Annotated in this window: 9 protein-coding genes; all 9 read left to right on the top strand. The window is 62.0% G+C overall.

The genetic code is table 11. From position 1 onward, the window contains the following. Positions 1–29 precede the first annotated feature (29 nt). On the top strand, positions 30–2210 hold the full coding sequence (gene bcsA / locus ABIB57_RS22825) for a UDP-forming cellulose synthase catalytic subunit (protein ID WP_354043542.1): 2181 nt from the start codon (positions 30–32) through the stop codon (positions 2208–2210). Next, positions 2207–4498 carry a cellulose biosynthesis cyclic di-GMP-binding regulatory protein BcsB gene (locus tag ABIB57_RS22830; RefSeq protein WP_354043543.1) on the top strand — a complete coding sequence of 764 codons (2292 nt, stop codon included), beginning with the start codon at positions 2207–2209 and terminating at the stop codon, positions 4496–4498. Before bcsA ends, ABIB57_RS22830 begins: the two co-directional genes overlap by 4 nt. Continuing rightward, entirely contained in the window at positions 4495–5547 is a 1053-nt protein-coding gene (locus tag ABIB57_RS22835; protein WP_354043544.1) for a family 8 glycosyl hydrolase, read from the top strand. The genes ABIB57_RS22830 and ABIB57_RS22835 overlap by 4 nt, the downstream gene beginning before the upstream one ends. Next, positions 5544–7589 (top strand): tetratricopeptide repeat protein, encoded by a 2046-nt coding sequence (locus ABIB57_RS22840; RefSeq protein ID WP_354043545.1) that lies wholly within the window; start codon positions 5544–5546, stop codon positions 7587–7589. Before ABIB57_RS22835 ends, ABIB57_RS22840 begins: the two co-directional genes overlap by 4 nt. A 294-nt stretch (positions 7590–7883) precedes the next feature. Then, positions 7884–9146 (top strand): site-specific integrase, encoded by a 1263-nt coding sequence (locus ABIB57_RS22845; RefSeq protein WP_354043546.1) that lies wholly within the window; start codon positions 7884–7886, stop codon positions 9144–9146. An 883-nt stretch (positions 9147–10029) separates the two neighbouring features. Then, positions 10030–10272 (top strand): helix-turn-helix transcriptional regulator, encoded by a 243-nt coding sequence (locus ABIB57_RS22850; protein WP_354043547.1) that lies wholly within the window; start codon positions 10030–10032, stop codon positions 10270–10272. Continuing rightward, positions 10262–11101: a hypothetical protein gene (locus tag ABIB57_RS22855; protein WP_354043548.1), complete on the top strand. Its 840-nt coding sequence runs from the start codon at positions 10262–10264 to the stop codon at positions 11099–11101. Before ABIB57_RS22850 ends, ABIB57_RS22855 begins: the two co-directional genes overlap by 11 nt. A gap of 251 nt (positions 11102–11352) precedes the next feature. After that, on the top strand, positions 11353–12291 hold the full coding sequence (locus ABIB57_RS22860; RefSeq protein ID WP_354043549.1) for a hypothetical protein: 939 nt from the start codon (positions 11353–11355) through the stop codon (positions 12289–12291). Between the two features lie 212 nt (positions 12292–12503). Beyond that, the gene (locus tag ABIB57_RS22865; protein WP_354043550.1) at positions 12504–12791 is read left to right on the top strand and encodes a hypothetical protein; all 288 of its coding nucleotides are present in this window, start codon (positions 12504–12506) and stop codon (positions 12789–12791) included. Positions 12792–12935: the final 144 nt, after the last annotated feature.

The raw sequence follows: 12935 nt of genomic DNA on the forward strand, positions 1-12935 counted from the left end.
CCGCAACCTCCGAAAAAGAGAGCTGCGCCATGCAAAAACCGCTGATCGTCCTGGGCTGGTTATTGGTAACCCTGCTGCTGGTTGTGGTCATCACCCTGCCCATCAGCCTGCAGGTGCACCTCGTCACCGCCGTGCTGCTGATCGCCGCGATGATGGTCATCAAAATCCTGCGGCTCGAGGGCTTCTGGCGCCTGCTGCTGCTGGCGTTCGGCACCGCGATCGTGCTGCGCTATGCCTTCTGGCGCACCACGAGCACCCTGCCGCCGCTTGAGCATTGGGGCGATTTCATCCCCGGCTTCCTGCTGTACCTGGCGGAAATGTACTGCATCTTCATGCTGGGCCTGAGCCTGTTCGTGGTGTCGAGCCCCCTGCCGCCGCGCAAATCCACCCGCCTGCGCCCGGACGATCCGGTGCCCAGCGTCGACGTCTTCGTGCCCAGCTATAACGAGGATTACGCACTGCTGGCGGCGACCTTGGCTGCGGCGAAGTCCATGGATTACCCGGCCGAACGTCTCACCGTCTGGCTGCTCGATGATGGCGGCACGCTCGAAAAGCGCAATTCCACCAATCCCGAAGCCGCCGCCGCGGCGCGCGAGCGCTACGAGCAGCTTAACGTGCTCTGCACCGATCTGGGCGTGACCTACCTGACGCGCGACCGCAACGAGCATGCCAAGGCCGGCAATCTCAACAACGGGCTCTCGCAATCCAAGGGCGATCTGGTCGCCGTGTTCGATGCCGACCACGCCCCGGCGCGCGATTTCCTGCAGGAAACGGTGCCGTATTTCGGGCGCGACGCGCAATTGTTCCTGGTGCAGACGCCGCATTTCTTTCTCAATCCCGATCCGCTGGAGCGCAACCTGCGCACCTTCGAGACCATGCCATCCGAGAACGAGATGTTCTATGGCGTGATCCAGCGCGGGCTCGACAAGTGGAATGCCGCGTTCTTCTGCGGCTCGGCAGCGCTGCTGCGGCGCGAGGCGCTGATGCAGGGGGATGGCTTTTCGGGCCGCAGCATCACCGAGGATTGCGAAACCGCCATCGAGCTGCACGCCACGGGCTGGAACAGCATCTATGTCGACAAGCCCCTGATCGCGGGCCTGCAACCAGCGACCTTTGCCAGCTTCATCGGCCAGCGTACGCGCTGGGCCCAGGGCATGATGCAGATCCTGCTGTTCAGCTTCCCGCCGTTCAAGCGCGGGCTCACCATCCCGCAGCGCATCTGCTACCTGTCGAGCACGATGTTCTGGCTATTTCCGTTCACGCGGATGATCTTCCTGTTCGCGCCCTTCTGCTACCTGTTCTTCAATCTCGAAATCTTCACCGCCTCCGGTGGCGAATTCGCCGCCTACACCATGACCTATATGCTGGTGAACCTGGTGATGCAGAACTCGCTGTTCGGCCGCTGGCGCTGGCCTTGGATTTCCGAGCTCTACGAATATATCCAGTCGGTGCATTTGCTGACGGCGCTGCTGTCGGTGCTGCGCAATCCAAGCAGGCCGACCTTCAAGGTGACCGCCAAGGACGAGTCGGTGGATCAATCGCGGTTGTCCGAACTGGCGCGGCCGTTCTACCTGATCTTCCTGCTGCTGCTGATCGCAGTGGCGATGACGGTCTACAAGGTCATCACCGAGCCGTACCGCGCCGAGATCACCATCGTGGTGGGCGGCTGGAACGTGTTCAACCTGATCATGGCCGGCTGCGCGCTCGGGGTGGTGTCGGAGCGGCGCGAAACGCGCGCCAGCCGCCGCGTCGATATCGATCGCCGCTGCGAAATACGGGGCGGAGACGGCGCCTGGACTGCCGCGGTCATCAGCGACGTCTCCAGTGGCGGTCTCGCCATCCGCCTGCCCGAAGGCGCGGCCGGGCTTGGCCGTGGCGCGCCGACGGCGGTGCGGTTTACCCCATTGTCGTCGAGCGAGCCGAGCGAATTGGCGGTGTTCATCCGCTCGGTCAGCAATAGCGGCAAGGGCGTGATGCTGGGGTGCCGCTTCATGCCCGAGCGCGCGACCGATTACCGGATGATCGCCGACCTGCTCTACGCCAACTCGGCCATCTGGCAGGAGCGGCAGCGCAGCCGCCAGATCAATATCGGCCTTATCCGTGGCACGCTGCAGTTCCTCGCCACCTCGGTCTACCAGACCGGGCGAGGCCTCGGTTACCTGCTGCGCTCCTCCGTGGATCGCCGCAAGGACGCGGAGGATCACTCATGACCATCGCCCCAAAACTGCTCGTCGCCATGGCCGTTGCCGGCGTTCTCGTCCTGCCCGCAACGGCGCAACAATCGGTGCCGCCGACCCCCTTCGACATGTCGCCGGAAAGCGGACTGCGCACCGCGCCGGTCGCGCCAGCGCCAGCGGTGGAACCGGCGCCCGCCGTCGAGGCGGCACCTGCCACCGCAGCCTCGTTCGAGCGCCACATCGTGCCATTCTCGCAGTTACAACTGGTGGGTGAGGACGCGCGGCAGGCCGTGGAAGTCTATCTGACCCAGGCCCAGGCCGAAGCACCGGCGAGCGTGGAAGTGGGTTACCTCAACGCCATCGTGGCCGCCCCGGAAGCGTCCACGCTTGAGGTGACGATCAACGGCACCAAGATCGTCAGCGGCCCCATCGCCGCATCCGCGACGACCGGAAAATTGCAGGCTGCGATCCCGGCGGGCCTGCTGCGCGCCGGCGGCAATGGCATCGAATTCGAGGCCGTACAGCGCCACCGCACCGACTGCTCGGTGGCCTCGACCTATGAATTGTGGACCCAGATCGATCCGGCGACCACGCTGTTGCGCTTCGAAGGCACAGGGCTCGACCGGGTCACGGCACTGAGCGAGGTCGCGGCAATCGGCTTCGATGCGTCGGCGGTAACGACCGTCCGCTTCATCGTGCCCGAGCTGGCGACGCCAGCAGTGACCGCGGCAGCAATCGAATTGGTGCAGCAAGTCGCATTGGCGCTGCACGTGCCCGAAATCGTCGTCGAGCTTGACGACAGCCTGCCGGCCGACACGCCGGTGGGCACGCTCAATGTCGTGCTGGCCACGGCTGCCACCCTGCCCTCGGGCGTTAGCATCATGCAGCCACAGGCCAGTGCGGGGCCGCTGGCGGCATTCGTTCCGGCCTCGGTGGCTGGCAATACGCTGGTGGTGTCCGGCCCCGATTGGGGCAGCATCACTACGGCGATGCGCGCCATCAGCGCAGCCTCGGTGCCCGCCGATCCGGACCTGCTGTTGCAGCGGGTCGATCTGGCCAATCCGATCCCGCGGGTGACCGGGGCCACCTCGCTGACGCTGAGCGATCTGGGCGTGCCCACAATCGAGTTTAACGGGCGGCGTTACCGGACGTCGTTCGAGTTCGCCTTGCCGGCCGATTTTTATGCCAACATGTATGGCCAGGCCCAATTGCTGCTCGACGCGGGCTATGCCAAGGCCGTGCTGCCCGGCAGCGTGCTCGATATCTATGCCAATGGCCAGATCGCCTCGGCCACGCCGGTGTTGCGCACCGATGGCGGCCTGTCGCGCGCCACGCCGATCAAGGTGCCGATGACCAATTTCCGGCCAGGCCGCAACGAAATCGAGATCGAACTGCTGTTGCAGACCGAAGCCGACCTGGAATGCGCCCCCGGCCTGACCGGCAGCGCTCCGCCCAGGTTCCTGTTTTCCAACACGACGCAATTCAATATTCCGGACTTCGCGCGGGCCGCTGCGCTGCCAGACCTGCAAGCCTTTGCCGGAACCGGTGCGCCTTATGATGGCACACAGCCGGTGCCGCTGGTGCTCGGCCAGGGCGCACAGGTCACGCCCGCCGCCATGACGTGGTTGGCGCGACTGGCGATTGCCTCGGGCGCAGTCGTGCCGGTGACGCTGGTCGGCGAGGGTCAACTCGATCCGGCCGACAATGCCCTGGTGGTTTCGCCGCTGACGGCGCTATCCGATGCACTGCTCAATCGCAGCGGGGTGGCCCGGACAATTTCAGCCGGACCGGGAGCCACCGGCGACCGGGCCATTGTCGACCGCTTCAACCAGACGGTAGGCGCACCGTCGGCGAGTACGCTGGACACCATTCGCAATTGGGTCGCCGACAAGGTGGGGTTGTCACCGCAGAATTTCTGGCTGACGCGCCCGGAGGACGGCGCCTATCTGCCGCAATCGGCCGATGCAGTCGTGCTCGCCCAGGCTGTGCAGCCCGAGGGCGGGGTCTGGACTTTCCTGACCATACCCGATGACAAGACCTTCCTCAGGGGGGTGCAGCGCCTGACCCAGACCGCCAACTGGCGCGCTATCACCGGCCGGGTGAGCGCGCTTGGGGCCAATGATCCCGCTGTCATCGCCATCCAGCCCGGAGGGCGGACCCTGGTCCAAACTCAGCCATTTTCAGTGTTCAACCTGCGGCTGGTCGCGGCCAATTGGCTATCGACCAATGTGCTGGAATTCACCGCATTGCTGGCGGGCGTGACGCTGTTGCTGACGCTGGTGACTGCGGCATTGTTGAAATCTTTGGGACGGCGCCAATGAAGTTGTTTTTGCTCGGCGCAATGGCATTGGTCCTGCTCCCGCATGCCGTCGAGGCCCAGGCCATGAAGCCAAGTTTCATCGCCGCGACCGAATGGGCGGACTACCAGAGCCACTTTCTGGCCGAGGACGGCCGCATCATCGATACCGGCAACGACAATATCAGCCATAGCGAAGGACAGGGCTATGGCATGCTGCTGGCCGTGCTGGCGCAGGATCGCGCGGCGTTCGAGCGGATCTGGAGCTTTACCCAGACCGAGCTGATGGTGCGCGACGATGGCCTGGCGGCATGGCGATGGGAGGGCGACAAGACGCCCCATGTCACCGACCCCAACAATGCCAGCGACGGCGACACGCTGATTGCCTATGCGCTGGCGCTGGCCGGGCAGGACTGGGACGAGCCGGAAAAGACGCAGGCCGCGACCCGCATGGTGACGGCATTGGGCACCATGCTGATCCAGCAATCGGGGCTGACGCTGTTGCTGCCGGGCGGCGCCGGCTTTTCCGCTGCCGACCGGGCCGACGGCCCCGTGGTCAATCCATCATACTGGATTTTCGAGGCCTATCCGGTGTTTGCCAAACTGACGCCCGAGATCGATTGGATGGGCCTGTCTGCCGGCGGCCTCACGCTGCTCGACCGCACGCAGTTCGCACCCTCCGGCCTGCCCGCCGACTGGATATCGCTGGCTGGTGACAAGCCCAAGCCGGCGGCCGATTTTCCGGCGGAGTTCGGCTACAACAATATCCGCATTCCGATCTACCTGATGCGCGCCAAGACCGGCGACCAGCAGCTCAAGGCATTCGCGCATATCGGCAATGAGCTTGGCCTGGCGCGGGTAAATGTCGAGACCGGCGCCATCGAGGAACGGCTGGACGAGCCCGGATACCGACTGATCCAGGCTGCCATCGCCTGCACTCAGAACGGCACGCCCATCCCCCCCGAGTTGCGCGCATTCTCTCCCAGCAGCTATTATGCGGCGACATTGCAGTTGCTGCTGCTCGACCATCTGCGCCGCGACGCGGCCAGGTGTCTCGCGGAGGACAAGCCATGAAACTGATCGGGCTCCCGCTAGCACTGGCCCTGGGCGGTTGTGTGCTGGCCTATACGATGGTGAATGGCCAGTCGTTCGATGCGGCCTTCGCCGCCAAGGACACGCCGGGCGAGCCGGCGGTGCAGATCGTTGCCCAAGCACCCACCCCGGCCGCTCCCGCGCCGACGACCAAGGTCGATGAAACCGCCCTGCGCTATTTTGCCAAGCTCGGCGACACGCAGCGCGTCGAAGCCGAAATGGCTCGCCTCAAGGCGCTCTATCCCGATTGGGTGCCACCGACGAACCTGCTGTCGAACGACTATGTTCCCGACGCTGCGGTCGAGCACATCTGGGACCTGTTCAACCAGGGTGATTTCGCCGGCGCACGCGCCGCAATTGCTGAAAAGCAAAAGGCCGATCCAAGTTTCACGCCGTCCCCCGATCTGTTGCACAGCCTGGATCTGGGCGAGGCCAGCGCGCGGCTGCGCAATGCCTCCGATGCCGGGCAGTATCAGACCGTCATTACCATCGCAGCCAACGCGCCCGAACTGCTCACCTGCGCCAATGTCGACGCCATGTGGCGACTGGCCGAGGCCTTCATCAAGACCGACGCCAAGCAGCGCGGCCTCGACGCCTATACCTATATCCTGACCAGTTGCACCGACCCTGCCGAGCGCTTGGCAACGTTGCAGAAGGCGATGGTGCTGCTGGACCGCGTCGACATTGAACCGCTGCTGGCGCTGGAGAAACCCGGCGCCGACGGCGCGGGCGAGTTCACCGCCATCCGCCTCGACTTGGCGCGCAATGCCATCGCCGCCGTCCTCAGTGGCAAAATGCCCAAGGCCCAACCGACCGACGTCACGCTGCTGCAAACCAGCGCCAAGCAGACTAAGGCCGCCGACGACCTGCGCCTGCTCGGCTGGTACGCCCTCAACCAGAAACAGCCCAGCGAAGGCCGCGACTGGTTCGAAATGGCGATGACTGCCGATCCCTCGATGCTTTCCGCCCACGGCATGGCCGTCGCCCTGCTCGACCTCAAACGCCCCGGGGAAGCCGAGGCGGTGCTCGCGGACTATCGCGATGACTCCGAAGCCCTGACCACGCTCTACCTGACCGCCGCCGCGTCCTTATTGGCGGTTCAGCCAGTGGTGGACCTGACGCCCGATGTGCTGAGCCGGATCGTCGAAGAGACCATGTCGGCCAAGAGCGCGGCGACCGCTCAGGAGCTCGGTTGGTACGCCTACGGGTTCGGCCAGCCGCAGACCGCAATCGCCTGGTTCAAGCTGGCAACAACATGGGATCCGAGCAGCGAACCCTCCGCCTATGGACTTCTGGTCGCCAGCGACTCGATCAAGGACACCGCGACGGTTCAAGAAATCCAGCATGCTTGGAGTTCCCGGTCCGCCCGGATCGCCAATTTCGGCAAAACCACCTCGACGCGCAGCCCGGCGACGCCCCCAGCCAGCACCGGTCCCCCACTGGTCCAGCAGATCGCCACGGAGGCGCCGGCCCGCCAAACTTCGAGCGATACCGGGGGTAACGCCAGCAGTTGCAGCCGCTTCGTGCCGCCGGAAAGTCTGTCGCCTGCTCAAGCACTTAAGCGCGCCTGGTGCCTGATGGACCTGGCCCGCCCGACCGACGCCGCGGCCAATTTCGCCCGCGCCTTGCAATCAGGCTCCGAAACCGTGCGCAGCGACGCGGCCTATGGCCAGTCGTTGGCCTTTGTCCGGCTGGGCCTGGCCACTGACGCCGCAGTGGCTGCTGCCTCGGCACCGCAATCGGAGGCGCGGGTCATCCAATTGCAGGTCGATATCAATACCCAGACGGCGCTCCAGGCCTACCAGATCGGCGATTATCGGCGCGCCCTGGTCGCGCTGGACGAACGCGCCCGTTATGCACCCGAGCAAAACGACCTGCTGACGCTGCGCGCCTGGTCCTATTTCCACATCAAGCGCTACAAAGAGTCCGAGCAAATCTTCGCGGCCGTGGCCGCAACCGGCTATGCCCCCGCAGTTGAAGGCCTGAACACGGTTCGCGCAGTACGCGCGGCCCAGCCACGATAGACACCAAAAGCCTTCTGCGCCCACCGGGTGCAAGGCGCCATATCTCTTTGACTATGAAGGGAAAATGGTGCCCGGGACCGGAATCGAACCAGTGACACGCGGATTTTCAATCCGCGGCGCCCTCGCGCGCGTGAGTACCGTGCAGCACCGTACTTTACCATTAAGGCGTTGAAATTTTGTACTTATTTTACGGGTACTCGCACGTAGCTACCGTCAAATACCAGGACAAACGACCCAGTTCGCGCTAAACTGCTACCTAGTTGCTACCTAGGTTTGGTAATCGGCACCCACTGCATGCGCGTTAAACTTACCAAGAAGATCGTCGAAAGCATCATTGCCGAACCGGCAACGGCCGTCACCAAAGGCAGAGACGTCATTGCCTGGGATTCTGAAGTGCCGGGGTTCGGGGTAAAGGTGACGCCAGCGGGAAAGCGGAGTTACTTCGTCTACTACCGCACCACTTCGGGACAACAGCGTCGGCCCAAAATCGGCGAGCATGGGGCGCTAACCGTTGATGAGGCGCGACAGATCGCCCGCCAATGGATGGCGCAGTCGGCGGCGGGTGGGGACGTCAGTCAGGAGCGTCAAAGCAAACGTGCCGCCGGCACTGTTGAAGACCTCGCCAAACGCTATCTCGCCGACTACGCTGAGCCTCACAAGAAACCTCGAAGCGTGCAGACGGACCGAGCCAACATTGAAAATCATGTCGTGCCGCTGATCGGCAGCAAAGCCGTCAAGGACGTGACTAGGCAAGATATCGACCGGTTGAAGGTCGCCATTCGTGAAGGCAAGTCAGCGCGCACTTTGGAGGCCAGGAAGCGAGGACGACGGGTAATTCGGGGTGGTGAAGGCATCGCCAACCGCGTCGTTGCGCTCGTGTCCAAAATGTTTGCCTGCGCTCAGGAGTGGGGCTTGCGGGAAGACAATCCGGCCACCGGCATACGCAAATACCGCGAGAAGCGGAAAGACCGCTTCCTGGATGCCAGCGAAGTTGGCCGGCTGCTTGAACAATTAGAGCTGGCCGAAGCTACCGAGACCACACCCATCAAGGCCATCGTCGCCATCCGCGTCTTGCTGTTCACCGGCATGCGCTATGGCGAGGTGATGAACCTCACCTGGGGCATGGTCGATGGTAACCAGATGTGTTTCCGGCTAGCCGACAGCAAAACTGGGTCACGGATCATTCCCTTTGGCGAGCACGTCAACACGGCGTTGCGGCTGCTACAGCGGACCGAAGCCAGCGATCTGGTATTCGAGGGTACGAACGCCGGATCCCCCCTGTCACTTCGTCGGCCCTGGTACAAGATCCGCGCAGCCGCGGGAATTGATGCCGCAGCAACGCTACACACCCTACGGCATACCTTCGCCTCGTGGTCGGTGATGGGCGGTTTGTCGCTTGCTCAAGTTGGTGCGATGCTGGGCCACAAATCGACCCAGACGACGCTGCGATACGCTGACCATGCTGTTGATGCACTCCGTTCCTACAACGAACAGACTGGCAGTAGGCTCGCCAGCATGTCACGGCCTGCTGGTCCGATAGAAGAGGTCAAGCCCTAGTCGTCAGCTGGGCCTTTTACGCAACCTTACAGACTTGATTGACTTCAGGGCGGCTTCAACCTTGTTCAGGGTAGTGCCGTCCGGGACGGTCCACCGTCGTACGCTATTTCCGATCCGAATGGTGACGATGGCCCGTTCACCGAGCTCCCCGACAGCTGGACTCGGCGGTGGGCCGATCTGATTTTTTGACCATCGGTCCAAGCCCTCCCCATTGCGGGCACGAGTTTCCAATTCGGACGGCAAGACCCCACTAGACCGCAAGTTATCGATAGCTATCGTCCAACGACTATACGACTTCGTCGTGTGCGGGCCGGGGGTGAGCTTGAACAGCGCCTCAACAAATACTCGAATTTTTTGCCGAGGCGTCCGTGAGCTTTTTGTTTGGCCAGCGACCTGGTTGACCAACCGCGGACTGCCGCCGTGTACCAAGAAGAGAGCGTAGGCGACGGCAAGACGCGTTACCTTTCCATGTCTGCCAGTCGGAAGCGTAATTGCGGCAATAGCCTTGGCAGCATCCGCTGCCGAGTTGTTGAGCGTCTCCGAATAGCGAGATCGCAACAAGCGTCTGGCATCAACAGTAACTGCAGCAACTGATGGTGGCATTGGTCAGCACCGATCCTCAAATCAAGCCGAAACGACGCTTTAAGCAATTCCGTTAACAGAAAAAAGCAAAATTCAGCTGGATCTGTTTAACGGACTTTTCTGGTCAGCGATAGCAGTGTGCGTGTCCACCTCTTTCATTAAACGGAAAGTCCGTTCAACGGAGGTTCACAGGTGATTTTTTGGTCTTTCTGGGCCCAGTGCGCCTGGGCCGGCCGCTTTGTTTATCCCCGGTAAAGGCTCCGGCTGAGCGAAATAGGTTCGCGAGGCATGGAGAAAAACCATGACTGAAAATGCCCGGTCGGAAATGCCGACCTTCATCACCGAGCATGAATTGGCGACACGCCAACGCCGCTCGGTCAAGACGCTCCAGGCCGACCGCTTGAAGGGTGGCGGCGTGCCCTTCGTCAAATTCGGTCGCGCGGTGCGTTACCGTATGTCCGACGTACTGGCGTGGGAGGCGGCAAGCGTGCGCCGCAGCACCAGCGATGTTGGCGGCAACGTGGAGGTCGACAATGTCGCGTAGGCCGCCCCTTCAGCTTCCGCCACTATCGACTTTGATTGGCGCAAAGCGTTTCGATCCGCGTGCGCGCGTCGGACCGGCTCCGCAAATCTGCTTGCCGACTCGCAAAAGTACGGCAAGTTCCATTTTTGCGAACAATCAACCCTCGGCTCGCGCGGTGAAGTCTCCTACCGAAACCGTCGAGAAGATGCTCGGTAACCTTCGCGCCTTGGGTAAGCGGCACCAGCAGCTTCGTGTGGCGTCGCGCGCGACCCTTCACTCGACTCTGGCCGCAGTATGCGCGTGCGCCAGCCGGTTGAGCGCCGATGAAAAGCTTTTCGAAGCTTTTGCGCGGGCGCAGTTTTGGATCGATAACCCGAAGCAGTCGCCCAAACACAAGGATCGCGCGAACTGCTTGAAGTTCTTGCTCCGGTGGCACTGCGGCGTGGGCACGGCGGCAAGCAAGCGCGCAAGTCGGCATTTTCTGCAGCTGCGTGAGCTGGGCGACTTGGGTCCGTATGCCAAGGTCTGGCGGCGCGCTATTGAGCGTGCTGGCGGGATTTCGCGTATGAAGCCCACACGCCGCTTGAAGTCCGAACCTCGTTCTCAATCGAAGAAGCCGGTTTTGGAAGCATCGCTGCCTTGGGATGACGACGACGAGCAGGAAGCGGTTCTCATGCAGCCCGAGGCATATAATTCGCCGCCGAACGGCGACGTCTATATCCCAACGTGCTGCCCTGAGGAAGTCCGCGCTGAACTGGCGCGCACACCGCAGAAACGGATTCGCGGTGGGCGTTTCGAGATGATCTCTCTCGGCAACCGGATCGTGACCCGGATTATCTGCCTCGATTGATAAATGCCAATTATTGCCCGCCGGGCTTTCTCGGCGGGCATCGCTGCTCTGGGCTGAAGAAGCCTCTCAGGCATGCGCAGCGCGGCACACCTGTACACATACCCACAACAACGAAACGCCTGACAACGCCCGACAACCGGCCATTGGAGCCCTCAACCATGCCCAAAGCGATACCAACGCCACCAACCGCCATAGGGGTGTACCCCCCAAGGCATTCACAACCCCTGGTAAGCAAGACAAAGAAGCCTGATGTGGCTGAAGAGGTGCACAGGCACGCCTCCAAGAAGCTGAGCGGCACCGCGGACAATACCAAGAAGAAGCGTTCAACCCGTCGCCCGATTTTGAGCGAGAAAGTATTCATCGAGGCGCATCTCGAACTCGACAACCGCCTAGAGCTATACCCGTCCCGAGGGGGCAGGAATAAGATCGATATTCCGAACACGGTGGCGGATCAGCTACGGCCAGGAGTGATCGGCGAGCTATACGCGAACAACCTTGGCAGCCGGATCAGCTTCGTGCAGGCAATGAAGGATATCACCCGCCCTATCCTTGTGAATGAGACCCGTCCCATACACTGGATTACGATGGCCAGCGAAGCGCACACGCTCGACTTCGAAGAAGCCTGCGCATTCAATCCGGTGCGGTTACAGAGCTGGGTTCGCTCTCTGCTGCCGGGTGTGAACTTCATCGGGATGGTGGACATCGGCATCTATCCAGTGCCGCATGCCACGCAAAGCCAGATCAAGGCGTCGTTTCATTGGCACGGGTTGGGCTGGGGGCCGAGCCCAGAGGAGGTATCGGCACTCGGGGACCACATCAACGCGAGATACCGGCCGTACCTCATTCGCCGCCCCGCCTTCCACGCCCGACACGTCGCCCCCGACTGGGCCAATAAGCTGGTCTACTATATGGGCAAGCATCCGCTCAAGTCGTCGCGCTTCGTTCAGAAGTTGGAATGGGTTGACTTCGATACCGGGGAAATCCGCGAGCGGGGCGACGACCGGCACTATGAAGAGCGCATCACGTCTGGGCGTGCGGTGCGCGTCGCAACGATCCTCCAGCCGCATAGGCTCAACAACCTGATTTTTGCGGCCGGAGAAGGCGTACCCCTGCGCAAGCAGATCATCGCGCGTGCCATTGCGCGGGCGGAGATCGAATGGCGGCGATTGCCGGTGCAGATGCGCCACTAGGCCTTTTTTGAACCGACAGCGATTGAATGCCGCTGGAGAAAGACGCTCTGCCTTGGTCGCCCTGCGTTGGCCTATGCCCGGAGCGTCATGAGTAAACCTCGCTGTGCCGGTGCAGGCGGCGTGGGAGCCGGTAAAGGGTTAGGTCAGGGCGATGGTTCTGACCTGCAACGGCGGCAGCACAGCGCCAGTGGCGTTCGGCCAAAGGAGATCACATGCGACGATTAATGTCTGCCGATGACATTGGAGAATGGGCGATCAGCCTTGTCGATATTTATGTGGGGGAGGTGATTTATGCCTTGTCTCCCAGTTGTGACGACGACCTGCTGGCACTGGGATTTCTGCATCTAATCTGCAGGAGTGAGCACCTTGAAGTCACGCATGGTTCCAGGAGGGTGCTGATCAAATCGACTTGCGCTTTCGAGAAAAGGTTTCGTTGCCAGCTGGCCATATCCGTATCGTCCGAGGCATATGAGCATTTTCCAACATTTTCTGCCGGATGAGGCGGCAAGTTGGCCTTGAATAGACTGGCTTCGTTTCCTCCGATTTCGGCTCTATTCGAACGCTAAGATACTGATTTAAAAGAATAAAATTGACTTTTACTACGAACTGCTGTATGGTGTGCCTGCTGACGACCATACCAGCGC

It is taken from the genome of Devosia sp. UYZn731 (genome assembly GCF_040546795.1).
Classification (GTDB): Bacteria; Pseudomonadota; Alphaproteobacteria; order Rhizobiales; family Devosiaceae; genus Devosia.

Bases quoted from the DNA above. Each gene is read 5' to 3' on its own strand.
- ABIB57_RS22855 (WP_354043548.1), top strand. From the start codon at position 10,262: ATGTCGCGTAGGCCGCCCCTTCAGCTTCCGCCACTATCGACTTTGATT.
- ABIB57_RS22840 (WP_354043545.1), top strand. From the start codon at position 5,544: ATGAAACTGATCGGGCTCCCGCTAGCACTGGCCCTGGGCGGTTGTGTG.
- ABIB57_RS22835 (WP_354043544.1), top strand. From the start codon at position 4,495: ATGAAGTTGTTTTTGCTCGGCGCAATGGCATTGGTCCTGCTCCCGCAT.
- ABIB57_RS22850 (WP_354043547.1), top strand. From the start codon at position 10,030: ATGACTGAAAATGCCCGGTCGGAAATGCCGACCTTCATCACCGAGCAT.
- bcsA (WP_354043542.1), top strand. From the start codon at position 30: ATGCAAAAACCGCTGATCGTCCTGGGCTGGTTATTGGTAACCCTGCTG.
- ABIB57_RS22845 (WP_354043546.1), top strand. From the start codon at position 7,884: ATGCGCGTTAAACTTACCAAGAAGATCGTCGAAAGCATCATTGCCGAA.
- ABIB57_RS22830 (WP_354043543.1), top strand. From the start codon at position 2,207: ATGACCATCGCCCCAAAACTGCTCGTCGCCATGGCCGTTGCCGGCGTT.
- ABIB57_RS22865 (WP_354043550.1), top strand. From the start codon at position 12,504: ATGCGACGATTAATGTCTGCCGATGACATTGGAGAATGGGCGATCAGC.